This is a genomic window from Falsiroseomonas sp. (assembly GCF_051859025.1).
Lineage (GTDB): Bacteria > Pseudomonadota > Alphaproteobacteria > Acetobacterales > Acetobacteraceae > Falsiroseomonas.
In genome coordinates this window covers 394,288-419,238 of sequence record NZ_JBHYGL010000034.1, presented here as the reverse complement: position 1 = coordinate 419,238, position 24,951 = coordinate 394,288, and the positions used below count along the sequence as shown (strand labels likewise).

General features: G+C 69.9%; 24 protein-coding genes. 5 read left to right on the top strand and 19 right to left on the bottom strand.

Annotated features, from left to right (window positions below; all coding sequences use genetic code 11):
* On the top strand, nucleotides 1-192 hold a 192-nt coding region (locus tag ACTIE5_RS23075; protein ID WP_439552073.1), incomplete at its 5' end, for a hypothetical protein.
* Nucleotides 193-213: 21 nt separating this feature from the next.
* On the opposite strand, the gene ACTIE5_RS23070 is transcribed toward ACTIE5_RS23075, so the two are convergent.
* From ACTIE5_RS23070 to ACTIE5_RS23025, 10 genes are read right to left on the bottom strand one after another with little or no spacing between them, the layout of a single operon-like run.
* Complete coding sequence (locus ACTIE5_RS23070) at nucleotides 214-1,269, bottom strand: class I SAM-dependent methyltransferase (RefSeq protein WP_439552072.1); 1,056 nt, start codon at nucleotides 1,267-1,269, stop codon at nucleotides 214-216.
* 6 nt (nucleotides 1,270-1,275) lie between these two features.
* Entirely contained in the window at nucleotides 1,276-2,826 is a 1,551-nt protein-coding gene (locus tag ACTIE5_RS23065; RefSeq protein ID WP_439552071.1) for a hypothetical protein, read from the bottom strand.
* A 29-nt stretch (nucleotides 2,827-2,855) separates the two neighbouring features.
* Entirely contained in the window at nucleotides 2,856-3,617 is a 762-nt protein-coding gene (locus ACTIE5_RS23060) for a GNAT family N-acetyltransferase (protein ID WP_439552070.1), read from the bottom strand.
* 2 nt (nucleotides 3,618-3,619) lie between these two features.
* Complete coding sequence (locus tag ACTIE5_RS23055; RefSeq protein WP_439552069.1) at nucleotides 3,620-4,360, bottom strand: SDR family NAD(P)-dependent oxidoreductase; 741 nt, start codon at nucleotides 4,358-4,360, stop codon at nucleotides 3,620-3,622.
* Nucleotides 4,350-4,589 carry an acyl carrier protein gene (locus ACTIE5_RS23050; protein ID WP_439552068.1) on the bottom strand — a complete coding sequence of 80 codons (240 nt, stop codon included), beginning with the start codon at nucleotides 4,587-4,589 and terminating at the stop codon, nucleotides 4,350-4,352. The genes ACTIE5_RS23055 and ACTIE5_RS23050 overlap by 11 nt, the downstream gene beginning before the upstream one ends.
* A 1-nt stretch (nucleotide 4,590) precedes the next feature.
* A complete protein-coding gene (locus tag ACTIE5_RS23045) occupies nucleotides 4,591-5,262 on the bottom strand; it encodes an acetyltransferase (protein ID WP_439552067.1) in 672 nt (223 codons plus the stop codon).
* Entirely contained in the window at nucleotides 5,259-6,299 is a 1,041-nt protein-coding gene (locus tag ACTIE5_RS23040) for a hypothetical protein (RefSeq protein WP_439552066.1), read from the bottom strand. Before ACTIE5_RS23040 ends, ACTIE5_RS23045 begins: the two co-directional genes overlap by 4 nt.
* A gap of 2 nt (nucleotides 6,300-6,301) precedes the next feature.
* The gene (locus ACTIE5_RS23035) at nucleotides 6,302-7,279 is read right to left on the bottom strand and encodes a methyltransferase domain-containing protein (RefSeq protein ID WP_439552065.1); all 978 of its coding nucleotides are present in this window, start codon (nucleotides 7,277-7,279) and stop codon (nucleotides 6,302-6,304) included.
* Nucleotides 7,280-7,289: 10 nt separating this feature from the next.
* Nucleotides 7,290-7,982, bottom strand: a complete 693-nt coding sequence (locus ACTIE5_RS23030; RefSeq protein WP_439552064.1) for a class I SAM-dependent methyltransferase — start codon at nucleotides 7,980-7,982, stop codon at nucleotides 7,290-7,292.
* Nucleotides 7,983-8,012: 30 nt separating this feature from the next.
* Nucleotides 8,013-9,569, bottom strand: a complete 1,557-nt coding sequence (locus ACTIE5_RS23025; RefSeq protein ID WP_439552063.1) for an amino acid adenylation domain-containing protein — start codon at nucleotides 9,567-9,569, stop codon at nucleotides 8,013-8,015.
* A gap of 216 nt (nucleotides 9,570-9,785) precedes the next feature.
* On the opposite strand from ACTIE5_RS23025, the gene ACTIE5_RS23020 reads away from it, so the two are divergent.
* The 4 genes from ACTIE5_RS23020 (at nucleotide 9,786) to ACTIE5_RS23005 (ending at nucleotide 14,740) form a co-directional block, all read left to right on the top strand.
* Nucleotides 9,786-10,238 (top strand): (2Fe-2S)-binding protein, encoded by a 453-nt coding sequence (locus ACTIE5_RS23020; RefSeq protein WP_439552062.1) that lies wholly within the window; start codon nucleotides 9,786-9,788, stop codon nucleotides 10,236-10,238.
* 1 nt (nucleotide 10,239) lies between these two features.
* Nucleotides 10,240-12,435, top strand: a complete 2,196-nt coding sequence (locus tag ACTIE5_RS23015) for a molybdopterin cofactor-binding domain-containing protein (protein ID WP_439552061.1) — start codon at nucleotides 10,240-10,242, stop codon at nucleotides 12,433-12,435.
* 81 nt (nucleotides 12,436-12,516) lie between these two features.
* Nucleotides 12,517-13,695: a pyridoxal phosphate-dependent aminotransferase gene (locus tag ACTIE5_RS23010; RefSeq protein ID WP_439552060.1), complete on the top strand. Its 1,179-nt coding sequence runs from the start codon at nucleotides 12,517-12,519 to the stop codon at nucleotides 13,693-13,695.
* Between the two features lie 85 nt (nucleotides 13,696-13,780).
* Nucleotides 13,781-14,740, top strand: a complete 960-nt coding sequence (locus ACTIE5_RS23005) for a Bug family tripartite tricarboxylate transporter substrate binding protein (RefSeq protein ID WP_439552059.1) — start codon at nucleotides 13,781-13,783, stop codon at nucleotides 14,738-14,740.
* Between the two features lie 10 nt (nucleotides 14,741-14,750).
* On the opposite strand, the gene ACTIE5_RS23000 is transcribed toward ACTIE5_RS23005, so the two are convergent.
* The 9 genes from ACTIE5_RS23000 to ACTIE5_RS22960 are packed head-to-tail and all read right to left on the bottom strand — an operon-like array spanning nucleotide 14,751 to nucleotide 24,861.
* Nucleotides 14,751-15,836 (bottom strand): ABC transporter ATP-binding protein, encoded by a 1,086-nt coding sequence (locus ACTIE5_RS23000; protein WP_439552058.1) that lies wholly within the window; start codon nucleotides 15,834-15,836, stop codon nucleotides 14,751-14,753.
* Nucleotides 15,833-16,828, bottom strand: a complete 996-nt coding sequence (locus ACTIE5_RS22995; RefSeq protein ID WP_439552057.1) for an ABC transporter ATP-binding protein — start codon at nucleotides 16,826-16,828, stop codon at nucleotides 15,833-15,835. The genes ACTIE5_RS23000 and ACTIE5_RS22995 overlap by 4 nt, the downstream gene beginning before the upstream one ends.
* Entirely contained in the window at nucleotides 16,821-17,594 is a 774-nt protein-coding gene (locus tag ACTIE5_RS22990) for an ABC transporter permease (protein WP_439552056.1), read from the bottom strand. Before ACTIE5_RS22990 ends, ACTIE5_RS22995 begins: the two co-directional genes overlap by 8 nt.
* Nucleotides 17,591-18,526, bottom strand: coding sequence for an ABC transporter permease (locus ACTIE5_RS22985; RefSeq protein WP_439552055.1), 936 nt, complete (start codon nucleotides 18,524-18,526; stop codon nucleotides 17,591-17,593). Before ACTIE5_RS22985 ends, ACTIE5_RS22990 begins: the two co-directional genes overlap by 4 nt.
* Before the next feature lie 33 nt (nucleotides 18,527-18,559).
* A complete protein-coding gene (locus ACTIE5_RS22980) occupies nucleotides 18,560-20,101 on the bottom strand; it encodes an ABC transporter substrate-binding protein (protein ID WP_439552054.1) in 1,542 nt (513 codons plus the stop codon).
* A gap of 28 nt (nucleotides 20,102-20,129) precedes the next feature.
* Entirely contained in the window at nucleotides 20,130-21,443 is a 1,314-nt protein-coding gene (locus tag ACTIE5_RS22975; RefSeq protein WP_439552053.1) for an LLM class flavin-dependent oxidoreductase, read from the bottom strand.
* A gap of 27 nt (nucleotides 21,444-21,470) precedes the next feature.
* Nucleotides 21,471-22,199 (bottom strand): class II aldolase/adducin family protein, encoded by a 729-nt coding sequence (locus ACTIE5_RS22970; protein WP_439552052.1) that lies wholly within the window; start codon nucleotides 22,197-22,199, stop codon nucleotides 21,471-21,473.
* Between the two features lie 14 nt (nucleotides 22,200-22,213).
* On the bottom strand, nucleotides 22,214-23,203 hold the full coding sequence (locus ACTIE5_RS22965; protein ID WP_439552051.1) for an NADPH:quinone oxidoreductase family protein: 990 nt from the start codon (nucleotides 23,201-23,203) through the stop codon (nucleotides 22,214-22,216).
* The gene (locus tag ACTIE5_RS22960) at nucleotides 23,203-24,861 is read right to left on the bottom strand and encodes a class I adenylate-forming enzyme family protein (protein WP_439552050.1); all 1,659 of its coding nucleotides are present in this window, start codon (nucleotides 24,859-24,861) and stop codon (nucleotides 23,203-23,205) included. Before ACTIE5_RS22960 ends, ACTIE5_RS22965 begins: the two co-directional genes overlap by 1 nt.
* Nucleotides 24,862-24,951: the final 90 nt, after the last annotated feature.

Below are 24,951 nucleotides of genomic sequence, written 5' to 3'. Positions count from 1 at the left end.
CCACCAAACAGCCGCCCGACAGCAATGTCCGGCGGCTTTTTCGTGCGCAGAACGCTGCAGCACAAACAGCAACCAGCCCGATCAATAACGATCTCCCGCAGACCGTGGCAGCGGCAGCGGGCGCATGGGCGGCTGATCGCTCACTGCATTCCGCCAGGGGCCGGCGACAACCCCAGCATGGATGCGGCCTGACGCCGGTTGGGCTGCCCCCGATCAGGCGGGCGCGAAGACGCCGATCAGCTTGTAGCTCAGCCCCAATTCGTGCAGCCGCCCCGCCTTGATGGCCCCGTGGTCCTCCGGCCAGGCGGCCCCGACCGCACCGGGCCGCAACCGGGCGACCGCGGCGCGCTGGGCCTCTGGCGAAAAGGCCGCGATGCGGTCCACCTCGCTCACCACCGTCTCCACATGCAGGCAGCGGAAGCCGCCGCGTGCCAGCACCGCCGGCAGCGTCGCCGGGGTGAAATGGCTCCAATGCCCGGTGCAGATGACGGAGCTGGCGGTGCCTTCCAGCTGCACCAGCAGGCTGTCCCAGTTCGGCACCTGGACGAAAAGCCGCCCGCCAGGCGCCAGGTGGCGCAGGATCGTGCCCAGGAAGGCGACGGGATCCACGAAATGCTCCAGCACGTCGAGGATGGCGATGGCGTCGAAGCGGCGTTCCGCGGCGGGCAGGTCATCGGGGAAATACCCCTCGATCACACGGTCCCGGCCCTTGGGGCCAAGCCGGTCCCGCGCCACGGCGGCGGCGGCGCGGCCGGGTTCCAGCCCCAGCACCGTCCATCCCAATGCCTGCGCCTCCACCAGCGTGGTGCCGGTGCCGCAGCCGATGTCGAGCAGCGTGCCGCCCACGCCCCCGTGTTCCGCCAGGCGGGCCAGGTAGTAGCGCGCGCGGGCGCTCTCCAGCTCCAGATAGGGGCCGGAGGAGCGCAGGCGCATCGCCTCTATATCGAGTTCGGAGGCCTGGTACCGCGCGGCATCGGCGCTTTCCTCCATCACCTGCCGCGTATAGGTCAGGCCGCAACCGGGGCAGGTGAGCAGGTCGAGGCCGTGGTTGCGCAGCACCGTGGCCGTCGGCGCCGCGGTGCCGCAGGCGGGGCAATCGCGCAGGCGGTATCGGCCCAGCGTGCCGCCCGCCTCGGGTGGCGCGGCCTGCGCGATGGCCCGGGCCTCCGCGGCCCGGAACCGGGCATAGCCCTCCGCCAGGCGATCGCGCATGCCGGGGATGAGGCCGGCATCGAAGCTGTCCCGCATGATGTCCATGTCCGCCTTCATGTCCCTTCAGGCCTTTCCGCGGCCCAGCAGGCCCTTGAACCCGGTCAGCATCCGGCTGAAGCCCGACCGCTGCTGCCGGGCATGACGCACCGCCAGCCTGATATCGGCGTCCAACTCCGCCTCGAAGGTCTTCGCTTCGCTGAAGCGCCGGACGAGGGCGGCCGCGCGCGAGGAGGCCGCCTCATAGGCCGCCCGGTCTTGCAGCAGCTGCGCGGCGATGTCCACGAAGCCGTCCCAGTCGCGCGCCACCAGGGCCTGGTCCCGCTGGGCATTCATCGCCGGCATTTCCGGGCTGTGGCAGGTGACGACGGGCCTGCCCTTCGCCAGCATCTCCCGCGCCGAGACGCCGCCGGTGACGGGCCAGGTGTCCAGCAGCAGCTCCAGGATATGGCCCCAGACATGGCCGTTGACCCAGCGTTCCTGCAACGCGATGCGCGCCCCCACCGGGCTTCCCGCCATGAAGGCCTTCACATGCGCGGCATCGCCGGTGCCCCCCAGTACGAAGCTGACATCCGGGCAGCGCAGCAGGATCCGCTCCACCGCCTGGAGGTAGGGCAGCGTTACCTTGGAGAAGCGCCCATAGCTGCCGACCAGCCGCGTGCCCTGCGGCAGCAGTGCGCGTTCGGCCGCGATCTCGGCCTCCGTCACCGCCGGCGTCAGGGCGGGAAGGTCCCAGGGTGCGTCGATGCGGAGCATGGCGGCATCGCCCCAGCCAGCCTTCGCCGGGTCGAAGCCGAAGCTGTTGAAGACGCCGTTGAGATGGGGCACCGGCCAGGCCGGCATCCCCGCCTGCAGGAAGATCTGCACCGGCGCCAGGTGGCGAGAGAAGAGCGCCGTCGGCACCCCGTTGTTCATGTCGGAGACGACGACATCCGGTGGCGCCAGACGGGCCTGCGCCTCCACCGCGCCGATGATGTCGGCGGCAGAGCCCCCCGAGACTTCATGCAGCGCCGCGCCGCAATCCTTCAGGTGCTGGCGGAACGGATCGTCGATGAAGCGCCAGGCATAGACGTCGAGGTGATGGCCCCTGGCCTTCAGGGCCGGCGCCACGGCCCGCAGCGCGATGCTCATCGGGCTGTCGGTCTGCGCGAACATGCCGAGCCAGGCGATGCGCAGGGCCGGGCGGTCCTCCGCCGGGGGCGGCGGCAGGCGGCGCGGGGGGGCGCCCCGGGCGAAACCCTCGGCGGCCGCGCGCAGCGGTCCCACCAGGCGTTCGCATTGCCGCGTGCTGGAATCCTCGAAGCACCAGACGAGGAAATAGACGAAGTCCACGAGTTCGCAGAGCAGGCCGACGGGCGGCTGGGGCTGCGACGCCCAATGGGCGATGGCGCGGCAGACGGGGTCATAGAGCCCGACGCCGCGCGGGTCCCATTTCCAGAAATAATAGGCGAAGCCGTGGCTGAGCGCGGCCTGGTACCGCACGGGATCGGCGATGGCATGCGGCGGTGCCTCCAGCACCGTGACCAGGCTGGCCAGGAATTCGTCATGGCGTTCGCGCGCGGCAACCCCGCCGAGGCTCATCAGCGCCGTGATCGCGGCGTCAAGCGATGCGGTCATGCGGCGCGCCCCCGGTGATGCCGCCGCGATCAGGCGCGGGGGATGGTGAAGAAGGCATAGGGCGCGCTTTCGGGCCTGAACCCCATCGAGAGCGCGGTGCGCACCGAGGGAAGGTTGTTGGTGAAGGCGTCCCAGACGGGTTCCAGCCTTGCCGCCGCGCAGGCCGCGATGAAGGCGCCCACGGCCTGCCGCGCCAGCCCCTGCCGGCGGAAGGCCGGATCGGTCAGCACATCGATCTCCGCCCTGCCGCCGCCGGTCGCGGCTGCGTAGCAGAGCGCGGCGACCTGGCCATCCCGCCGGATCAACTGCGCCTGCGCGCCCGCGACGAAATCCGCCGGGCTGCGCCAGAACCGCGTCACGATGCCGAAGCGCGCCTGCAGTTCCGCCGCATCCGCCAGGGTCGCGGGCCGCGCTTCCCCCGCCGGCATCATCGCCGGCGGCATCGGGAGGCGGTAGCGCTGCCGTTCCGACCGCATCGGCTGGAAGGCGGGTGCGGCGAGGCAAGCAGGCAGCAGGGGGGTGTAGAGCCGCACCTTCTCCACCGCGAAGCCGCGGCGATCGGTCAGGTAAGCGTCGAGGGCAGCCTCGAAGGCCGGGCTGGCATCCCCGAAGGCCTGGGCGAAGCCGAAGCGGTGCTCGACATAGGCCTGGCGCGGGTTGGCGGGATCATCCACCAGCACCGTGCCGTCCTGCCGGTCTTCCAGCACCGCGGCGATCAGCGGGAAGAAGGCGGGCTGCGCCAGGTAGCGCGGCAGCAGCGCGCCGGCCGCGCCAGGGGCAAGGCGCTGCATCGTCAGATCGACAGACCGCCATGGACATCGAGGACGATGCCATTGACGAAGTCGTTCTCGACGAGGCTCCCCACCGCCTGCGCCACCTCCTCCGCCCGGCCGAGGCGCCGCAGCGGCGTGCTGGTCTCGACATGCTTGAGATGGGGCGGAGACAGCGCGGCGCGGGTGGAGGGCGTGTCGATGAAGCCTGGCGCCACGGCGTTGCAGCGGATGCCGAAGGCGCCCCATTCCTTGGCCCAGGTCACGGTCATGGCGTTCACGCCAGCCTTGGCCGCGGCATAGGCGGTCTGCCCCGCATTGCCCCGCGCGCTGATGGAACTGATGTTGACGACCAGGCCGCGGACGCGCCGGCGGGCCATCTGTTCCACCACCGCCGATGTCATGATGAAGACGGATTCAAGGTTGGCGGCCAGGCAGCGCCGGAAGCGGCCGAGGTCATGCATCATGGCGTCGGGGCGCATGATGTCGATCATCGGCTCCGAATGGATGGCGCCGGCATTGTTGACCAGGACATCGATGCGGCCATGCCGGGCCCAGACATCCCTGACGCAGGCGGCGACCGCTTCGGGGTCGGTGATGTCCACCGTCGCGGCCCCGATGCCCTCCGGCAGGGCGGCCAGCGCGGCGGCGTCGATATCCGCGGCGATGACGGTCGCGCCACGGCCGTGCAGATGCGAGGCGATGGCGAGGCCGAGGCCGCGCGCTGCGCCGGTGACGAGGACGATGGCGCCCTCAATCCGCAAGATCGATGCCCTTGTCGGCCAGCACGGCGACGATGTTCGTGATGGAATCCAACCGGATGATGTCCGCCAGTTCCAGCTCGATCCCGTATTCCCGTTCGAGGGAGGTGACGAGATCCATCTGCTTCAGCGAATCCCAGCTCGCGATCGCCGATCGCGGCAGGTCGATGCGGAGGTCGGCGGGGCGGATGCCGAGCACATCCGACAGCAGTGTGGCGAGGCGCTTGTTCATGTCAGAATCCGAAATGCCTGGCGTAGTCCTGGGCACCGAAGCGGAACTTCTCCGCCGATCGCGCCAGGTGCACGGTGTCGGGCTCCAAGTCCCGGGTGATGAGGGCGCCGCCGCCCACGATGGTCGCCGCGCCGACCGTCACCGCATTCACGATGGTGGCGTTCACGCCGATGAAGCACTGGTCGCCGATGACGGCCTTGCCGGAGATGACGGCGCCCGATGCGATCCAGGCATGGTCGCCCACGGTCGCGTGGTGCGCCACCGTGACATTGCCCCAGATCATCGTGTCGGCGCCGATCCGCACCTCTGGCTCCACCAGCGCACCAGGCAGGATCACGCTGCCTTCCCCGATGGGATGGGCGGTGTGGATCATGGCCTGGGGGTGTAGGTAGGTCTCGATCCCGTAGCCCGTGGCCTTCAGCCGTTCGAACATGGACCGGCGGTGGGCGTTCACCATGCCGTAGCCCATGGCCATGACGATGGCGCAATCCGCGGCCGGGAAGGTCTCCGCCAGCCGGGACAGGCCGATGACGGGCAGGTCGAAGCGGCTGCCGCCCTCGACATAGGCATCATCGACGGTCAGGCCGATGACCTGGTAGCGCGGATCGGCCTGGAGGTAGCGGGCCAGGATCTCCGCCGTCACGGCATTGCCCGCGAGAACGATGCGCTTCATGCCGGGCCGGCCCCCTTATCCCGCGGCGCCCTGTCCACCGATGCGTCGTCTACCACCGTGTCGTCCGGCACCACCCCGTCCACCACCGTGTCATCCAGCACCGCGAGGCCGAAGCCGGTCCGGCCGTAGCCATTGCCGTTGTACAGCATGTACAGGCGACTCCCATGCTCGAAGACATAGGGATAGCAGATCATCTCGCTGTCCCAACCATCGGCGGAGACGTCGATGCCGGCCAGATCGTCGCGCCGGGTCCAGTGGATGCCGTCGCGCGAATGGGCGAAGCCGATGCGGTAGGTGGCGATGCCCGGGGAAGCGCGGTGGGCGAACCACATGAACAGGATGCCGTCGCGCCGGATCACCGTAGGCCGGCCGAAGGCGTATTCGTGTTCGTCCTTGAAGGGCAGCACCAGGCCGGGATCGCAGACCCAGTCCACGCCATCCCGCGAATGGGCGTGGTGGATGCCGTAATGGTGCAGCCAGCCGGCATCTGTCCGCGTCCAGCTGATCCCGGAATTGTACCAGGTGCGCCAGCGACCATCCTCCACCAGGATGGCGGTGGCGGCGGCGAATAGCGGGTTGGCCTTGTCCCGCCCCAGTACGGGGCCGGCGAATTCCCGCCTGCAGGTCAGGTTGTCGAGGTCGAGGATCGCGCGCCCGGTGTCGCAGATCCACATCCCCTCCGGCAGGTTCTGCCAGCCGACATAGTACAGGTAGGTCCGCCCGCCATCCGGCACGATGCAGACACCGATGACGCCATCGCAATCGAAGGTGCCGGGCGCGCCATGCGTCATTACCAGCTTGGGCGTGCCCTCCAGCGTCATCGCCCCGTCGCGGATGGTGGCGCGGGAGAGGAAGGCCTGCGAGCGTTGCTGCGCGTCGCGGGCGGTGAAGGCGATGACGAAGCGGTCGCCCTGCTGGTGGATGGCGCAGGGATGCGACCCGTGGGTGAAGCCGGGCATCGAGGGTTCATGGATGCGCCCCGCCTTCCGCCAGGCGAAGGGCCGCCCCGATTCCAGCGACCGCCGCAGCGGATGCATGGTCAGCGTTCCAGCGCGGCGCGCAGCGCCGTCTCAAGGAACTCCACGCGGCTGATCCCGGCCTCCTCCGCCTTGCGGTAGATCGCCTCCTTCAGCGCGGGATCGACGCCTTCCAACTGCCCCGCGAAGCGCTTGCGGATGCTGCCGCCGCGGCGGCCGACATGGGGCACGTCCAGGTCGATGGGCAGCAGCCCGTCGCCCACGGTGAAGTCGATGACGTAGAAGCAGTTGTGCAGTTCGAAGGAGAGGGTGACGTCGCGCGCCGTCTCCGGCAGCAGCGCCAGCGGCGCCTGATGGGCGTAGAGCGCGTTGTTGGCGATCAGCGCGCGGCCGAGTTCCGACTTCAGCAGCCAGGCGCCCATGCCTTCATCGGCGATGACGACCTTGCCGCCGGGCTTCACCACCCGGTTCATCTCCGCGATGCCATCGGCGATGCTGGAGAAGAGGTTGATGCCGCCATAATGGTAGGCGGCGTCGAAGACCGCGTCGTCATAGGGCAGGCGCGTCGCGTCGCAGACGGAAAAGCGGATGTCGATGCCCTGCGCGGCGATGGCATCCCCGCAGCGCTGCGCGCCGGCCAGCAGCATGGGGCTGGCGATGTCCTGCGCATGGATGGCGCCGCGCCCTTCCAGCTTTTCGGCGATATGGGGCAGGTCGTTGCCCGCGCCGGCACCCGTGACCAGCACAGATTGCCCGGGCCGCAGGCCGAGCCGCGCGACCAGCCTTTCCCGCAGCGTCGCCTCATCCGTGCCGAAGGTGGCGAAGAGCCAGCGCAACGCGTTGTCGTGGAACGCCGCGGCATCGACGATCGAATACTCGCTGCTGCCCGCGGCCGCTTCCGCGAAGACCGGGATGCGCGTGCCGGGCGCGTGGGGGAAGGCGTGGCCGGCGGCGCAGACCAGGCCGGTGCCGTCGGCGGCCTCCGCCATGGCGGCGTGGCAGCCGGGATGCGGGCAGCGGAAGTCGATCATGGTCGGCATCGGCGCGATCCTATGTTCTGCGGCAGACGATCCAGAACAGCTTCTCGCCGATTCCGAAATAGTCGTTGCTGGCATGGCCGAACGAGAAATCCTGGAATGTCGGGCTGAAATACGCCTCCAGCCCCGCGCGGTCCGCGAAGCCGTGCAGCCGGTAGCCGACGCGGTTGCCGTAGTGATCCTGCGCGATGCGGCAGGACCCGTCGGGCAGTTCCTCCGCGCCCTGGAAGATGTAGGAGGCGCGGTCGGCGACGGAGGCGATGAGCGTGCCGCCGGGCTTCAGGACGCGGGCGTATTCGCGCAGATTGTCGCGCATCGCCTCGCCCTCGTCGCAATAGTAGCAGCAGGCGCAGGCCAGGATCACGTCGAAGCTGGCATCGGGGAAAGGGATGCTGGTGTTCCGCCCCACCCGCAGATCGGCCTTCAGCCCCTGGCCGGCCAGGCGGGCGGTGGTCTGGTCCACGATGCCCTGGGTGATCTCGATCCCGCTGACGTCGAAGCCCTGTTCGCAGAGGAACCCCGTGTTGCGCCCGTCGCCGAAGGCCACGTCCAGGATGCGCGCGCCGGGTGCGGGCTTGGCAAAGCGGAGCCCCGGATACTGCGCCAGGAAGATGCGCACGACGAATTCGGTGGGGTAGGTCCGCGCCCCCGCCCGCTTCGCGTAGAAGCTCTCGAAATTCGCGTTGATGGCGGGTTGGTCAGTCATGCGGGTGTTCCGTCCCCTGTCCGGCGCGGGTCAACCGGCGTGCTCCGGCAGCAGCGCGGCCAGGCGCTGGCGATCGACCTTGCCGTTCGGGCTTTTCGGCAGATGGTCGGTCAGGATGATGCGGCTCGGGATCATGTAGTCCGGCAGGTGCTGCGAAAGCTGCTGGCGCAGCGCCGCTTCCTCCGCCGCCCCGCTGGTTGCCACGAAGCCGATGAGCTTGCCATAGGCCGCATTCGTCCGCTGGTAGATCACGGCCGCCTGGAACACGCCGGGCAGCCGCGCGAGGCCATGCTCCACCTCCTCCAGCTCGATCCGGTAGCCCATGTGCTTCACCTGGTTGTCCTTGCGGCCGACGAAGTGCAGCAGGCCGGCATCGCGCCGCACCAAATCGCCGGTGCGGTACATCCGCTTCATGAAGCGGGCGGGGTCCGTCAGCGTCACGAAGGCGGCGGCGCTGCGATCGGGGTCGTTGAAGTAGCCGGCGGCGACGTTGGGGCCGATGAGGCAGAGCTCCCCCTGTTCCGCCGGCGCGCCATCCTCGTCCAGGACCAGGTGGTCGAAATTGGGATTGAGGCGGCCGAGCGTGGGCAGCCCGGCCATGTCCTCGAAATCCGCATCGGTGATGTCATGCGCGCTGCAGATGCAGGTGCATTCGGTGGGGCCATAGACGTTAACGAGCTGCGCCTGCCGGCCGAACATCCGATGCAGCTTCACCAGTTCCGTCTTCGGATAGCCTTCGCCGCCGAAGATGATGCGGCGCAGCGCGGGCAGCGCGGTGGCGGTCAGCGCCTTCATCGTCGCCAGGTAGATCAGCAGCGACGGGACGGAGAACCAGATGGTGCATCCCATCCCCGCGACATGCGCGACCAGCGCGGCGGGGGCGGTCAGCAGGCGGCGATGCACCGGCGTCAGCGCCGCGCCGTTGAACAGCCCGACATAGAAGTCGAAGACCGAATTGTCGAAATACATCGGGCTGAGATTGGCGAAATTGTCGCCCGGCCCGATGCCGAAGCGCTGCCTTCCCCATTCGATGAAGTGCAGCACGTTCTGGTGCGTCACCGCCACGCCCTTGGGCATGCCGGTGGAGCCGGAGGTGAACATGACGTAGGCGATGCAGGCGCCATCCACCGCCGCCATGGCGTCCTGCTGGGCCAGGCGATCGGCTTCCGTCAGTGGGGGGGTGGCGCCGCCCAGCGGCAGGGCGGGGATGCCGACCTCCGCCGCCAGGCCCTGCATGGCGGGCAGGTGTTCCGCCTCATCCACGAACAGCAGGCGCGCGCCGCTGATCCGCAGGATATGGGCGTTGCGGGCGGCGGGGGATGCGGTGTCGATGGCCACATAGGGCACGCCGATCCGCAGCGCGCCCAGCATCAGCGCGTAGGATGGTGCCGCCTTGTTGTGGGCGATGGCGATGACGTCCCCGCGCAAGAGCCCCTGGCGCAGCAGTACCCCGGCCTGCCCTTCGGCATCCGCGAGCAGCCGGGCATGGGAGATGGCGCCCCCGGGGTAGCGGAGCGCCGGGGCTTCGGCGGCCAGGCCGGCCCGTTCGGCGAACAACGAGCCGAGGTTGTAGTGATAGCAGCCCATCCATCGCCACCTGGTGCCGTCCGCCGAGGCCGTCCGGGCGCGCCGGCGGGGCCGCCAGCTTTACCGGCCACCCGTCCCCAGCGCAATGACGGCGACCTGACGGGGCTGACCGCAACCTTCGATTGACGGCCCATGACGGTTCATCCATGTGTGCGCGCGGTGCCCGCGGGCCCTGGACGGCCCGATGAAGGCCGCTGGACAGGATGGAGAAACGTCATGATCTCGCTCACGGTCAACAACCGGGCCGTCACGGTCGCGGCGGAGCCGGAAACGCCGCTGCTCTGGGTCCTGCGGGAACATCTGGGCCTGACCGGCACCAAATATGGATGCGGCGTGGCCGCCTGCGGGGCCTGCACCGTCCACCTGGAGGGTGAGGCCGTGCGGTCCTGCTCCATCCCGGCCTCCGCGGCCGCGGGCAAGGCGGTGACGACGATCGAGGGCCTGCCGGGCGGCGCCAACCACCCGCTGCTGCGCGCCTGGGTGGCGGTGGAGGCGCCGCAATGCGGCTACTGCCAGACCGGCCAGATCATGCAGGCCGCGACCCTGCTGGCCCGCACGCCACGCCCGACGCGGGACGAGATCGTGGCGCATATGGACGGCAACCTCTGCCGCTGCGCGACCTATAACCAGATCGTCGAGGCGATCGAACAGGCCGCGGGGAGCGTCTGACATGACCGACGGCATTACCCTCTCGCGCCGGGGCCTGCTCGGCACCGGCCTCGCCTTCACCTTTTCCTTCGCGGGCGCCTTCACGGGCCCTGGCACGGCGGAGGCCCAGTCCGCGCCCGCCGGCCCGGCGACCCTGAATGCGTACGTCCGCATCGCGCCCGACGGCACCATCACCATCCAGGCCCCGGTGCCGGAGATGGGCCAGGCCTCCAACACCGCCCTGCCGCTGATCGTGGCGGAGGAGCTGGACGCGGATTGGAGCAAGGTCCGGATCGAAACCGCGCCCGTGCGCCCGGCCTATGACAGCCCGATCTTCCGCAGCCAGTTCGTCGTCGCCAGCCTGTCCGTCCGCGGCTACTGGATGCCGCTGCGCATCGCCGGCGCCCAGGCCCGCCGCGTATTGCTGGATGCCGTCGCCGCCCGCTGGGGCGTGCCGGTGGATCAGCTGACGACGGAGCCGAGCGTGGTGGTGCACGCCGCCTCCAACCGCCGGATCGGCTATGGGGAGGTCGCTGCCTTCGCCACCGTGCCGGCCACCCTGCCGGAAATCGCCCCCGCCGCGCTGAAGCCTGTTTCCGCCTTCCGCCTGGTCGGGCGCGACGTTCCCCGCTTCGACGTGCCGGCCAAGGCCACCGGCCAGGCGGTCTTCGCCATCGATGTCCGGCTGCCCGGGATGCTGCACGCGACCGTCGCGCGCTCCCCCGGCCTCGGCGCGCGGCCGCTGACGCATAACGGCGCGGCGCTGCTGGCGCGGCCAGGCATCACCCATGTCCTGCCGCTCGACCAGGGCGTCGCCATCGTGGGCGAACGGGTGGAGGCGGTGCTGGCGGCGCGGCGGGAGCTGGCCGTCACCTGGTCGCCCGGGGAGGGCGCCAGCCATTCCTCGGAACCCGCGCTCGCCAGCTACCTCGCCGATGCGCGGGACACGGCCAAGGCCGGCGTCGCGGTGGTGCGGAATGGGGAGGCAGCGCAGGCCATCGCCGGCGCCGCGCGCGTCCACACCGCCGAATTCACCAGCGACTACGTCTACCACGCGCAGATGGAGCCGCTGACCTGCGTCGCCCATGTCACCGGCGATGCGGCGGAGGTCTGGGCCGGCACGCAATGGCCGAGCCTGGTGCGGGACGAGGCCGCGAAGATCGCCGGCATCCCCGCCGACCGCGTGAAGGTCAACATGCTGACCATGGGCGGCGGCTTCGGGCGCCGCGCCGCGATCGACTACGCGATCGAGGCCGTGACCATCGCCAAGGCCGTCGGCCGCCCGGTGAAGGTGATGGCGACGCGGGAGGATGACATCGCCAACGCCCATGTCCGCCCGATGACCGCGCATCGCATCGATGTGGGCCTGGATGCGGCCGGGAAGATCACGGGCTGGCGGCACCGGCTGGCGGCGGATCTGGTGGTGCCGATGCTCTATGGCCGGGCGCGGCTGGATGCCCAGCGCGGCGTCGACCACATCGTCACCTACCACGCCAATGTCGCGCATTACGACGTGCCGGCGGCGCTGACGGAACATGTCTACCGCGAGCACGGCGTCCGCACCGCGCCCTGGCGCGGCATCGGTGCCGGGCCCAATGCCTTCGCGGTGGAGGCGGTGATCGACGACCTGGCCCGCCAGGCCAATGCCGATCCGCTGGCCTATCGCCTGGCCCTGTTGAAGGACGCGCGCGCCAAGGCGGTGCTGGAAGCCGCCGGCGCCATGGCGGAATGGGGCAGGCGGCGAGAGGGCACGAGCCTCGGCATCGGCTTCGCCAAGCTCGGCCTGCCGCAGCTCGGCGAAGCGCTCTCCGCCACGGTGGCGGAGGTGGCGGTGGACCGCGCCAATGGCCAGATCCGGGTGCTGCGCCTGTGGTGCGCCGCCGATATCGGCCTGGCCGTGCAGCCGCGCAACGCGATGCGCCAGATCGAGGCATCGCTGCTCTGGGGCGTGTCCAGCGCACTGACCGAACGCCTGACCTTCCGGGATGGCGCCGTGGAGCAGACGAATTTCTCGGATTACGAGGTGCTGCGCGCCAGCGACACGCCCCAGGTCCAGGTCCGGCTGATCCGCAGCGGGGAGATGCCGCTGCCCGCGGCGGAACTCGGCCTCGGCACCGTCGCGCCGGCGATCTCCAATGCCGTGCTGGCGGCGACGGGGCGGCGGCTTGCTGGCATGCCCTTCACGCGGGACCGGGTGCGCGCGGCGCTCGCGACGTAACCCGGGGGGCGTAAGGGGGGGCTTGCCCCCGGGGCGGGCGCGGGGCATCCGCTCCGCTCCGCCCAGGGGACGCCTTTCCGCATGGACCAGCCCGCCGCCGACCTGACCCAGATCCTGCCCGCCCGCATCCAGGGTGTCGGCACCAGCCAGATCGGCATGGTCGCCGACCGGGGAAGGGACGACCCCGATGTGGTCAAGCTCTGGATCGGGGAGGGCGACCTGCCCACCCCGCCCTTCGTGGTGGAGGCCGCGCACCGCGCCATGCTGGCGGGGGAGACGCGCTACACCTATTCCCGCGGCATCCCGGCCCTGCACAAGGCGCTGTCCGACTACCACCGCCGCCATTGGGGGGTGGAGGTCGCGCCGGAACGCTTCGCCATCACCGCCGGCGGCATGAACGCCATCATGCAGGCCTGCCAGGCGCTGCTGGAGCCCGGCGACGAGGTCATCATCCCCGTCCCCGGCTGGCCCAATCTGGGTGAGGCCGTGCGCGTCACGGGCGGCGTGCCGGTGACGGTGCCCTACCGGCAGAGCGCGAATGGCCGCTTCACCCTGCCGCTGGCCGACATCCTGGCGGCCGTCACGCCGCGCACGCGCATCATCGTCGTGAACTCCCCCTCCAACCCCACGGGCTGGGTGATGCCGATGGGGGAGATGGAGGCGCTGCTGGCGGCGGCGCGGGAGAGGGGCCTCTGGATCATCTCCGACGAGGTCTACAACCACTTCACCTATGGCAACGCGATCGCCCCATCCTTCCTGCAGATCAGCACGCCGTCGGACCGGCTGATCGTCACCAACACCTTCTCCAAGAACTGGGCAATGACGGGCTGGCGGGCGGGCTGGATCGTCTATCCGCAGGGGCTGGCCGCCACCTTCGGCAAGCTCGGCCAGTACAACACGACGTCCATCCCCACCTTCATCCAGCACGCCGCGGTGACGGCGCTGGAGGAAGGGGACGACTTCATCCGCACCATGGTCGGCCGCTGCGCGGAAGCCCGCGCCATCATGGTGGAGGGCCTGTCCCGCCTGAAGGGCGTGACCGTCTTCCCGCCGGAAGGCGCCTTCTACCTGATGGCGCGGGTGGAGACGGGGGAGAAGAGCCTGGACCTGGCTTTCCGCCTGCTGCGGGAAGCCAAGGTCGGCGTCGCGCCCGGCACCGCCTTCGGACCGGAAGGCGAGGGCTTCATCCGCATCTGCTTCGCCATCAGCCCGGAACTGGCGCGCGAAGCGGTGGCGCGGCTGGCGCGCGTGCTGGGCTGATCCGACGCGGCGTTGCGGCGCCGCGCCGGCGCTCCTACGCTTCCTGCCGCCAGGCCGGGGAAACGGCCGGTGGAGGAATTTCAGCATGAACCGGCGGCATTTCCTGGGCGCGACGATGCTCGCGCTGTCGGCGCCCCGCATCGGCCATGCGGCCTGGCCCGCGGACCGGCCGATCCAGGTGCTGGTCTCCGGCCCGCCGGGCGGCGGCATGGACATGCTGGCGCGCACCGTGCTGCCCTTCATGGCGCGCCGGTTGGCGGGCGCCAGCTTCGTGGTCGTCAACCGCCCCGCGGCCGGCGGCCAGCTGGCCTTCGAAGGCGTGGCGCAGGCGGCGCCGGACGGCTTCACCATCGGCGCGGCGCAGGCGCCGAATTCCATCGTCCTGCCGATCGAACGCGCGGTGCGCTACCGCGTGCAGGACTTCACCTTCCTCGGCAACGTCATCGAGGATCCCTGCGGCCTCTGGGTGCGGGCGGACAGCGCGATCCGCAGCGTGGCGGATCTGGTCGCCGCCGCGCGGCAGCGGCCGGGGCAGGTCACGGTCGGCACCGCCGGGGCGGGCAGCGACGATCACCTGATCATGCTGGGGCTTCAGGGCGTGGCTTCGGTCGAATTCTCCCACGTGCCGTTCAACGGCACGCCGCCGATCATCACCAACCTGCTGTCCCGCAGCATCGATGTCGGTTCCTTCAACATGAGCGAGGGTCAGTCCCTGCTGCGGGATGGGTCGCTGCGCGCTTTGGCGCAGGGCGGGCCCCGGCGCTGGTCCGGCACGGCCGATGTGCCCACGATGCACGAACAGGGCTTCGCGGTGGAACAGGGATCGACCCGCGGCCTGATCGCGCCGCCGGGCCTGCCGGCCGAGATCCGGGACCCGCTGCGCGCCGTGCTGGCAGCGGTGAATGCCGACCCCGACTGGATCGCGGCGGCGGAACGCCTGAACCTGCCGCTGCGGCCGATGACGGCGGAGGCGCAGCAATCGCTGTTCCTCGAACAGGATGCGCAGTTGCGCGCGCTCTGGGCCCGGCAGCCCTGGCGGGACTGACGCGCGGGGATCAGCCGCTGTCGCGGGCCTGGTCGCGACGCTCCGCATAGAGCGCCAGGCGCCGTGCCGCCGCCGGGGCCGGGGGCGCCTGGGGCGGCGGCATCCAGGCCGGCAGTTCCGCGGCGCGCCAGCAGGCGGTCAGGTGGCCCGGGGAGCCGGGCAGGGGCTCCAGGCTGGGTTCCTCTCGCCGGCATTGCTCCACGGCCATCGGGCAGCGCGGATGGAAGCGGCAGCCCTGGGGGATGGCAAGCGGGCCGGGCAGGTCCGCCAGGGCGGGCGCGGCGCTGGGCAGGTGCCGCTGGGCCGGGTCCGGGCGCGGCACGGCCGCCAGCAGCATGCGGGTATAGGGGTGGCTCGGCCGGGCATAGAGCTGCTCCGCCGGCGCGACCTCCATGATCCGCCCCAGCACCATCACCGCCACGCGGTCCGCGACATGGCGGACCACGGCCAGATCATGCGCGATGAAGAGGTATGACAGGCCAAGCCGCGCCTGGAGGTCCTTCAGCAGGTTCACCACCTGCGCCTGGATCGAGACATCCAGCGCGCTGACGGGTTCGTCGCAGACGATGAGGGATGGCTCCACCGCCAAAGCGCGGGCGATGCCGATGCGCTGGCGCTGGCCGCCGCTGAATTCATGAGGCTTGCGGTCCATGTGATGCGGCGCGAGGCCGACCATCGGCAGCAGCGCCTCCACCCGCGCCCGGCGCTGGCGGGCATCGCCGATGCCATGCACCAGCAGCGGCTCCGCCAGGATCTCCGCCACCGTCATGCGCGGGTTGAGGGAGGCGAAGGGGTCCTGGAAGACCATCTGCATGCGGGGGCGCAGGCGGCGCATCGCCTCCCCCTCCAGCCGCGTGATGTCCTGGCCCTCGAAGCGCAGCGTTCCGGCGGTGGGGTCGATGAGGCGCAGCGCCAGGCGGGCGAGGGTGGATTTCCCGCAGCCGGATTCACCGACCAGGCCCAGCGTCTCCCCCTTCGCCACCGTGAAGGACACGCCATCGACGGCACGGACCAGGCCGGCGGGTTTGCGGCTGAACAAGCCGCCGCCCACGGGGTAGTGGCGGGCCAGGTCGATCGCTTCCAGCAGCGGCGTCATGCGATGTCTTCCACCGGCGCACGGAAGCAGGCCACGCGCTGCCCCGGCGCGATGTCCCGCAGGGGTGGCGGCGCCGTGTTGCAATCCGCATCGGCGAAGACGCAGCGGGGCGCGAAGCGGCAGCCCGGCGGCAGGGCGAAGGGTGGGGGGACTGTGCCCTCGATCGCCAGCAGCCGGCCGGGACGCGCCTCGATGCGGGGAATGCTGCCGAGCAGCCCCAGCGTGTAGGGGTGCTGCGGGTCGTTGAAGATGGCGGCGGTGCCGGCCTGTTCCGCGACGCGGCCGGCATACATCACCGCCACCTCATCGGCCATGCGCGCCACCACGCCGAGGTCATGGGTGATGAGGATGATCGCCATCCCTGTCTCCGCCTGCAGATCCCGCAGCAGGTCCAGCACCTGCGCCTGCACGGTGACATCCAGCGCGGTGGTCGGTTCGTCCGCGATCAGCAAATCCGGCGCGCAGGACAGCGCCATGGCAATCATCACGCGCTGGCGCATGCCACCCGACATCTGGTGGGGATAGTCGTCGATCCGGCGTTCGGGGGCGGGGATGCGCACGCGCCGCAGCGCCTCGATCCCCCGCGCGCGAAGGTCGGCCGCGGAAGCGGTGCGGTCATGCGTGCGGATCGCCTCCGCGATCTGGGCGCCGATGCTGGCCAGCGGGTTCAGGCTGGTCATCGGTTCCTGGAAGATCATGGCGATCCGCCGGCCGCGGACCTGCCGCATCTCCCGGTTCGAGAGCGCCGCCAGATCCTGCCCGCCGAACAGGATGCGCCCCGCGGCGATGCGCCCCTGCGGTGGCAGCAGGCGCATGATGGAGAGGCTGAGGATGGATTTCCCGCAGCCGCTTTCGCCGACGATGCCGAGCGTGCGGCCGCGCGCCACCGTCAGGTCCACGCCATCGACGGCCGCGATATCCGGCAGACCCGCCCCGCCGAAGACCGTGCGCAGGCCCTCGATCCTCAGCAAGGGCGCACCGGTGTCACTCAACGCTGCGACCCACCAGGTAGAAGCCGAGCACGGTCAGCGCCACGGCGGCGCCGGGCGCCAGGCTCAGCAGCGGATTGAGCGAGAGGTAGTCGAAGCCCGATTGCACCATGCTGCCCCAATCCGCCGCCGGCGGCGGCAGGCCGAGGCCGAGGAAGCCCAGGCTGGCCGCGGTGAAGATCGCAGCGGAGACGGCGATGGCCATCTGGGCGGCGACGATGCGCATGATGTTCGGCCAGATATGGAAGATCAGGATGCGGGATGGTTTGCAGCCGATGGAGCGAGCGGCCTCGATGAAGGGGGTCTCCCGCAGGCTCATCACCTGGCCGCGCACCAGCCGCGCCATTTCCGGCCACATGACGATGCCGAGCACGAGGACGATGTTGAGCAGCGTGGCGCCGACCATGACGGTGATGATCAGCGCCAGCACCAGGTTCGGCAGCGCGATGAACAGGTCCATGACCTGGACGAGGAACTGGTTGGTGCGACCGCGCGCATAGCCCGCTAGCAGCCCGAAGGGCACGCCGATGAGGGCGGCGACCAGCGCCGCGAGCGGGCCGACGAGGAGCGAGATGCGCGCGCCATGCAGCACGCGCGAATAGACATCGCGGCCGAGGTCGTCGGTGCCCATCCAATGCGTCGCCGTAGCGCCGGACAGCACATCGGCGCCGGAGGCATTCGGATCGAAGGGCGCGATCCAGGGCGCGAGCAGCCCCGCCAGCGCGATGACCGCCACGAGGGTGACGCCCAGGGCGCGACGCGCCCTCACAGCCGGATCTGCGGGTTCATGGCGGCGAGCGCGAGATCGGCCAGCAGATTCGTCACCATGACGCCGACCAGGATGATGCTGCCGACCGCGAGCATCACGGGATAGTCGTAGCTGCCGATGGCGGTGACAAACAGCCGCCCGAGGCCGGGGATGGAGAAGACCGTCTCCGTCACCACCGCGCCGCCGACCAGCTGGCCAAGGGTGAGGCCGACATAGGTGATGACCGGCAGCACCGCGCTCGGCAGGACATGGCGGAAGGAGACGGCGCTGTCGGACAGCCCCTTGGCGGCGGCGACGCGGACGAAGAGTTGCCTTTCCACCGCGCGGTATTCCGCGCGGTAGACCATGCTGAAGGAGCCGAAATAGAAGGCGAAGAGCGTCACCACCGGCAGGATCAAGTGCTTGAGGTGCAGCAACGCGCCTTCATCCCACGGCACCCAGCCCGTGGTCGGCAGCCAGCCCAGCCAGACCGAGAAGATGGTGATGAGCGTGGCGCCCAGCATGAAGTTTGGGATGGTAACGCCGATGATACTGAAGCCGGTCGCGATGGCGCCGATGAGGCCCCGCGCCACCACCAGGCTGTTGAGGCCGACGGCGGTGACGACGGCGAGCAGGATGGCCCAGAAGGCGAGCTCCAGCGTCACGGGAAAGGCCGGCGCGATCATCGCCGCCACGGGCTGTTGCGTGCTATAGGACCGGCCGAATTCGCCCGTCAGCGCCCCGCCGGCCCAGCGGAGATACTGCACCACGATCGGATCATCGAAGCCGAAGCGGGCGTTGAGTTCCGCGATGGCGGCCGGGGAGGCATCGGTGCCCAGCATCATCGCCGCGGGGCTGCCGAGCCACCCGCTGGTGGTGGCGAACAGCAGGAACGTCAGGATGACGATGTTCGGCAGCACCCAGGCCAGGCGCCGCAGCGCGAAGCCGATCATGGCGCGTATTGGCCCGGGTGCTGCCTCAAGACGTCAGGACGCCCGCCAAGCGTAGCGGAAGCGCGGGATCTGGTCCGGCGTCCAGACCCAGCCCTGGATGCGTCGGCTGACGGCGGCGTATTCCGCCGCGAAATACAGCGGCACATAGGGCAGGTCCGTCACCACGATATCCTTGGCGCGGGCATAGAGGCGCTTTCGTTCCTCCAGATCCGTCGTTGCACGCGCGGCATCCAGCGCGGCATCCAGGGCCGGGCTGTTGTAGCCAGTCGAATTGGCGAAGCCGCGGCTGTGGAACAGGATGAAGAACAGGCCGTCAGGGTCAGCGCGCTGCGTCCAGGCCATGGGCGTGAAGTTGATCGCCCGCTGCACGGTCCGCGCGTAGTATTCGGATTGCGCGACGGGGGCGAGCACCACGCGCAGCCCGACGGCGCCCAGCTGTTCCGAGACCAACTGCACGATCTGCCGCAGCAGCGGATCGGATGGCGCAGCCAGCGTGATCTCCGTGCCCGGCGCGATGCCGGCTTCCGCCAGAAGCTGGCGGGCGCGGGCGGGGTCGTGGTTGTGCACGACGTTGTCGGGCGAGGACCACCAGAGCCCCGGCGGCACCGGGCCGTTGGCGATGGTGCCGCGTCCGCCCATGGTGATTGCGTTGATACGGTCCCGGTCCAGCGCATGGGCGATGGCACGGCGCAGCAGAGGGTTGTTGAAGGGCGGCTTGTCCACCTGCCATTGCAGCGAATACCAGCGCCCGACGCGCGCCTGCTGAACCACGATGCCGTCCCGGCCTTCGACCTGGCGGATATGCTCCGGCGTCAGGCTGTCGACGTAATCGACCTCACCCACGATCAGGCGCTGCATGCCGATGATCTGGTTGGGGATGGATCGGAACACCACGCGATCCAGGTAGGGCTTTCCCTGTTCCCAGTAATTCGCGTTGCGCTCCAGCGTGATCGACGTGCCCTGCACCCATTGGCGGAACGTGAAGGCGCCGGTGCCCACGGGATTGCGCCCGAAATCCTGGCCAAGCCGTTCGGCTGCGGTGGGGGAGACCATGAGGCCCGCGCGATCGGCCAGGTCCGCCAGCAGGCTCGGATAGGGCGTGCGGAGGTTGATGGCGACGACGTGCGGGGCCACGACCTCCACGCTGTCGATCACTGGGCGCAACACGTTGCGCTGCGGGGAGTTCACGCGTTCGTCGAGGCGACGGTCGAAATTGTACTTCACAGCGGCAGCATCGAAATCCGTGCCGTCGTGGAACTTCACGCCAGTCTGCAGCTGCAGGACGTAGCGCTTGCCCTCGTTCTCGATCGTCCAGCTGCGCGCCAGTTCGGGCTGGATGGAGAAGTCGGTGCCGATGGTGGTCAGCGTGTTGTAGATCAGGAACAGGACCTGCCGTTCCGAGAACTGGATGGAGAAGGTCGGGTCCATCGTGCGGGCGTTGTCGTCGAAGCCAACGGTCAGCGTGCCGCCGCGTCGCGGCTCCGCCGTCTGCGCCCGGGATGGCGCCGCCAGCGCGGCGGCGCCCAGCAGCGATGTCCCGCCCAGCAATACGCCACGCCTGTCGATCATCGTCATGGTCCCGGTCCCCCTGTTCGTGGTTGCGTCAGCCCTTCGGTGTCGCGCGGATATTCTCCCGCAGCGTGCGCCCGCGATACTCCTTGCGGAAGATGCCGCGTCGCTGCAGTTCCGGCACCACGGTGCGGCAGAACTGTTCCAGCGAAGACGGGAACACCATCTGGGAGACGACGAAGCCGTCGCAGGCGCGGCTTTCGAACAAATCCTGCATCTGGTCCGCGACCGATTGCGGCGTGCCGAAGATCATGTCCCGGTGGGATTTCTGCACTGCCTGCTTGAAGGTCAGCCCTTCCTTGTCCATCACCGATTTCAGCCGGTCCATGGAGCCCTGCATGCCCTGGGTGCCTCGCTTCTCCGCCGCATCGGACACGTCATCCACCTTCGCCGCCAGATCGACGCCGAGCGCGCTGGACTGCGCCGCCAGCACCAGTTCCGGATCGACGAGGGATTCGAGGAAGGAGGCCTTCTCCTCCGCGATCGATTCCGTCTCCCCGATCACGATCTCGATCTGCGGCATGATGACGCAATCCTCCGCCTGCCGGCCCAGTGCCGCCATGCGGGCATGGATGTCGGCGTAGAAGGATTGCATGTCAGCCTTGGTGTGCTGCGGGCAGAAGATCATCTCCGCCCAGCGCGCCGCGAAGGCGCGGCCGCGGGGGGAGGATCCCGCCTGCATCAGCACCGGCCGCCCCTGCGGGCTGCGCGGAATGGTCAGCGGGCCGCGCGTGCTGAACCACTTCCCCTTGTAGTCGGCGTAGCGGACCTTGCTGGAATCCACCAGGATCCCGCGATCCTTGTCGGCGACGATGGCGCCTTCATCCCAGCAATCCCACAGCGCGCAGCAGGCTTCCACCACCTCATCCGCCATGTCGTAGCGGAGATCCCGCGGCGGCAGTTCCGGCATGCCGAAATTGCGCGCTTCCTCGTTGCGGGTGGAGGTGACGATATTCCACGCCACGCGGCCCGCACTCAGGATATCCAGCGAGGCGAGGGTGCGCGCGAGGTTGTAGGGCTGGTGGAAGGTGGTGGAGAGGGTGGTGCCGATGCCGAGGTGCTTCGTGACCCGCGCCATCAGCGGCAACACCATCATCGGATCAAGGAAGCTGATCTGCCCACCGAGTTCGAGACGCGTATGGAACCCGCCCTTGTAGATGTCATGCAGGCCGAGGCCATCGGCGAAGAACAGCCCGTCGAAGAAACCGGCTTCCAGCACGCGCGCGATGTGTTCGTAGCGCGCGGGGTCCAGCATGTCCCGCAAATCGGAATCCGGGTGGCGCCAGGCCCCCATGTGGTTCGCGGTCGGCCCCGTCTTCAGATAGGCGAGGAGATGCATCTCACGCATGGAGGTTTCCCCGGTTGATGGGCCCGGTCACGCGGGCAGGCCGGCAAGGCTGGGCGGCAGCGCGGCACCGGTCGCCAAGCGCCCGAGATAGGCGAAATTCGCCAGGATCATGCCCGGCGCAGACTGCGCTTCGCGCAGCAGCGCCACGTCATCCGGCGGATATTCGGGGGCGGCGCCGCCCGCCGCATCGATCAGCAGCTGGATGCGGCAGGCTTCCTCCAGCATCACGCAGAAGACGATCGCTTCCTCGATGCTGGGGCAGGCCATGACCAGGCCGTGCGACTTCAGCGATACCGCCATGTGGGGCCCCAGCGCCTGGGCGACGGCGGCGCCCATGGCGGAGTCGCGGATCAGCTGCATGGTGGCGTCGAAGACGGGCAGCCGGTCGGCGAAGATGGCGCCGCCCTGGCAATGCGGGCGCAGCTGCCTGCCGGTGGCGGATAGCGCGATGAGGTGGACGGGATGCGTGTGCACCACGCAGTTCACGTCCGGCCGTGCCTTGAAGATCTCCGAATGGATGAAGACCTCGCTGTGCTGCCGCGCCTGGCCGCGCTGCGCCACGCCATCCATGCTGGTGAGCAGCACATTCTCCGGCGTCATCTCCTCCATCCCGATGCCGTTCGGCTTCATCAGGAACAGGTCAGGCCGCCCCGGCACGCGGACCGAGACATGGCCCCGCGTCATGTCGCCCTGCCCCTGGTGGACGAGGATCTTCCCCGCCAGGATCAGCTTCGCCATCGCTTCGTCATGCGTCATCACGAACAGATCCTTCAGCCCGGCAGCAGGACGAGGCGCCCCGCCACCTGGCGCGTGGCAAGGCGACCCAGCGCTTCCGCGACGTGGTCGAGGGGCATGGTCTCCATCGGCATCGGCCTCACCCTGCCCGCGCCATGCAGCGCGAAGATGGCGGCGAAGCAGGCGGCGACATCGGCAGGGCGGCGCTTGCGATAGTCGCTGATCTGCAGGCCGCTGACCTCGATGTTCTTCACCAGCAGGTAGTTGGCCTTCACCTCCGGGATGCGCCCGCCGGCGAAGCCCACGACCACCAGGCGCCCGCGCCAGGCGAGCGCGCGCAGCGCGGCCTCGAAATACACATCGCCCAGCATGTCGATCACCACATCGACGCCACCGCCGGTCGCGGCCTTCACCTGGTCCCGCAGCCCGTCGCGAAGGTCGGGAACAGCGAGGTCGATGATCGCATCCGCGCCCGCATCCACCAGCATCGACGCCTTGGCCGGATTGGTGATGCCGGCCAGCACGCGGGCACCGGCGGCCTTGGCGAGCATGACCGCGGCATGGCCGACGGCGCCGGATGCCCCCAGCACCAGCACCGTCTCCCCCGCTGCCAGCCGCCCGCGTTCATGCAGCGCGAACCAGGCGGTGTCATAGGCCAGCGCCATGGCGGCCGCATCGGCGAAAGGCATGGCGTCCGGCAGCGCGTAGCATTGGTCCGCCGGCGCGACGGCGTATTCGGCGTAGCTGCCGATCTCCGCCATGGCCAGGACGCGGTCGCCGGGCTTCCAGGCGCTCACGCCCTCTCCCACCGCCTCGATGATCCCGGCCGGCCCCTTGCCTGGCGTGAAGGGCAGCGCGGGCTTGAACTGGTAGCGGCCGCTGATGACGACGAGGTCGACGTAGTTCAGCGACACCGCCTTCACGCGCAGCAGCACCTCGCCCTTCGCGGGTACGGGGTGCGGCAGGTCGGCAATCTCCGTCACTGCCTCCGGCGTGCCGAAGCTTCGGACGATGGCGGCCTGCATCAGGCGCTGGCCTTGAAGCGGACGGGCACGGGCGCAAGCCGCCCGGCCTCCAGCTCCGCCTGCACCGCGCGCTTCAGGATCTTGCCGCTGGCGGTCAGGGGAATCTCCGCCACCTCCAGCCAGTATTCCGGCATGTCGTAGCGCGACAGCCCCGCGGCATCGAGATGCGCGAGCATCGCCTCGGCCTCCAGCGCCGCGCCGGGCTTCAGCATGACGGCGAGGCAGACCCGCTCCCCCAGCCTGTCATCCGCCACGGGCATCGCCGCGGCGCGCGCCACCGCGGGGTGCTGCATGGCCAGCCCCTCGATCTTCGCGGGGAAGATGTTGTGACCGCCGCGGATGATCACGTCCTTCTTGCGGCCGGTGATGCGGATGTAGCCCGCCTCGTCCATCCAGCCGAGGTCGCCCGTCATGAACCAGCCGGCGCGGTTGAAACTGTCTTCCGTCGAGGCCTGGTCATCGTAGTAGCCGAGCATCAGGCTGGTGCCGCGCCCGCCGATCTGCCCGACCTCGCCGGCCGGCATTTCGCGGTCCGGATCGTCGCGGGAGAAGACGCGCACCTCATAGCCCGGCGCGCAGCGACCGGAAGACCCAGTGATGAGCGACGGCGGATCGCCGGGCAGCGTGTAGTGGGTGGAACAGGCCTCCGTCATGCCATAGCCGCTCTGCGGCGTGACGCCATGCGCCAGCAGGTCTGCCACCACCTTCTGCGGCGCGGCGGCACCGGAGATGCGGAAGCCGCGCAGCGCGCCGACCCGCGTCTCCCCGCGCCTCCTGATCTCCGCCAGCAGGTCGATCGCATGGGTCGGCACGCCCACCAGGAAGGTCGTCCCCGTGGCGATGACGCGGTCGAGCAGCGAGGCCCCGCGCGGCAGGTCCGGCAGCACCAGCTCGCAGCCCGTCTCGCAGGCCATGACGATGCAGCCGAAGCCGAGATTGTGCGACAGGGGGCTCAGCGTGCAGATCACGTCGCGGTCCGTCAGCGACCAATCCGCGATGATGGCGCGCGCATTGGCCAGCACCGTGTTGTCGCTGTGCATCACGCCCTTCGGCGCACCCGTCGTGCCGCTGGTGAAGGCGAGGTAGAGCACGCCATCCGGCGCGGCCATGGGCGCCGCATCCGGCGCGCATTCCAGCGCGGGACCAGCCCAGGCGGCTTCCGTGATTTCATCCAGCCTCGCCACACGATGCACGCGCTTCAGCGTGGCGATGCCTGTGGCCTGCGCGAAGATGTCGTGCCGCTGAGCATCGGCGCCGTAGCCCTCCTCCGCGATCAGGGCTGCGGCGCGCATCCGCGTGCACAACTCCACGACCTCCGCCACCGTGTGGTCGCGATGCAGCGATGGGCAGCAGACGTAGCGGTCGCGCGAGCACGCCAGCAGCGCGACGAGTGTCTCCACCCGGCTCGGCAGCCAGACGGCCACGCGGTTCCCGGCCCGGAGGCCGGCCGCGCGGAGATCGGCGGCGAGGGCATCGGCGGCAGCGACGAGCGCGGCCCAGGTGACGGCGCGGCGGCGGTCACGGATGGCGATGGAGCCGGGCGCGCGGGCCGCCTGGCTGGCCGCGCGGGCGTAGAGCGTCTCATCACGCCAGAAGCCGGAATCATACCCCTGGCGCAGTCGGGCCGGGTCCAGCAATGTGAGCAGGGTATGGGCCATGCCGTCCGGTGCGCCGCCTGGGTTTCCTGATTGTCAGGACAATAGCGAGGGAGCGGGCGGTGCTGTCAACAGCCTGTTTCGCGACTTGAC

What these genes read in the sequence shown, in the direction of transcription:
- ACTIE5_RS23050 (WP_439552068.1), bottom strand. Translation starts at nt 4,589, where the DNA reads ATGAACAAGCGCCTCGCCACACTGCTGTCGGATGTGCTCGGCATCCGC.
- ACTIE5_RS23020 (WP_439552062.1), top strand. Translation starts at nt 9,786, where the DNA reads ATGATCTCGCTCACGGTCAACAACCGGGCCGTCACGGTCGCGGCGGAG.
- ACTIE5_RS22960 (WP_439552050.1), bottom strand. Translation starts at nt 24,861, where the DNA reads ATGGCCCATACCCTGCTCACATTGCTGGACCCGGCCCGACTGCGCCAG.
- ACTIE5_RS22975 (WP_439552053.1), bottom strand. Translation starts at nt 21,443, where the DNA reads ATGCGTGAGATGCATCTCCTCGCCTATCTGAAGACGGGGCCGACCGCG.
- ACTIE5_RS23005 (WP_439552059.1), top strand. Translation starts at nt 13,781, where the DNA reads ATGAACCGGCGGCATTTCCTGGGCGCGACGATGCTCGCGCTGTCGGCG.
- ACTIE5_RS22985 (WP_439552055.1), bottom strand. Translation starts at nt 18,526, where the DNA reads ATGATCGGCTTCGCGCTGCGGCGCCTGGCCTGGGTGCTGCCGAACATC.
- ACTIE5_RS23025 (WP_439552063.1), bottom strand. Translation starts at nt 9,569, where the DNA reads ATGGGCTGCTATCACTACAACCTCGGCTCGTTGTTCGCCGAACGGGCC.
- ACTIE5_RS23065 (WP_439552071.1), bottom strand. Translation starts at nt 2,826, where the DNA reads ATGACCGCATCGCTTGACGCCGCGATCACGGCGCTGATGAGCCTCGGC.
- ACTIE5_RS22970 (WP_439552052.1), bottom strand. Translation starts at nt 22,199, where the DNA reads ATGACGCATGACGAAGCGATGGCGAAGCTGATCCTGGCGGGGAAGATC.
- ACTIE5_RS23035 (WP_439552065.1), bottom strand. Translation starts at nt 7,279, where the DNA reads ATGCCGACCATGATCGACTTCCGCTGCCCGCATCCCGGCTGCCACGCC.
- ACTIE5_RS23015 (WP_439552061.1), top strand. Translation starts at nt 10,240, where the DNA reads ATGACCGACGGCATTACCCTCTCGCGCCGGGGCCTGCTCGGCACCGGC.
- ACTIE5_RS23045 (WP_439552067.1), bottom strand. Translation starts at nt 5,262, where the DNA reads ATGAAGCGCATCGTTCTCGCGGGCAATGCCGTGACGGCGGAGATCCTG.
- ACTIE5_RS23040 (WP_439552066.1), bottom strand. Translation starts at nt 6,299, where the DNA reads ATGCATCCGCTGCGGCGGTCGCTGGAATCGGGGCGGCCCTTCGCCTGG.
- ACTIE5_RS23010 (WP_439552060.1), top strand. Translation starts at nt 12,517, where the DNA reads ATGGACCAGCCCGCCGCCGACCTGACCCAGATCCTGCCCGCCCGCATC.
- ACTIE5_RS22980 (WP_439552054.1), bottom strand. Translation starts at nt 20,101, where the DNA reads ATGACGATGATCGACAGGCGTGGCGTATTGCTGGGCGGGACATCGCTG.
- ACTIE5_RS22965 (WP_439552051.1), bottom strand. Translation starts at nt 23,203, where the DNA reads ATGCAGGCCGCCATCGTCCGAAGCTTCGGCACGCCGGAGGCAGTGACG.
- ACTIE5_RS23060 (WP_439552070.1), bottom strand. Translation starts at nt 3,617, where the DNA reads ATGCAGCGCCTTGCCCCTGGCGCGGCCGGCGCGCTGCTGCCGCGCTAC.
- ACTIE5_RS23000 (WP_439552058.1), bottom strand. Translation starts at nt 15,836, where the DNA reads ATGACGCCGCTGCTGGAAGCGATCGACCTGGCCCGCCACTACCCCGTG.
- ACTIE5_RS23070 (WP_439552072.1), bottom strand. Translation starts at nt 1,269, where the DNA reads ATGAAGGCGGACATGGACATCATGCGGGACAGCTTCGATGCCGGCCTC.
- ACTIE5_RS23030 (WP_439552064.1), bottom strand. Translation starts at nt 7,982, where the DNA reads ATGACTGACCAACCCGCCATCAACGCGAATTTCGAGAGCTTCTACGCG.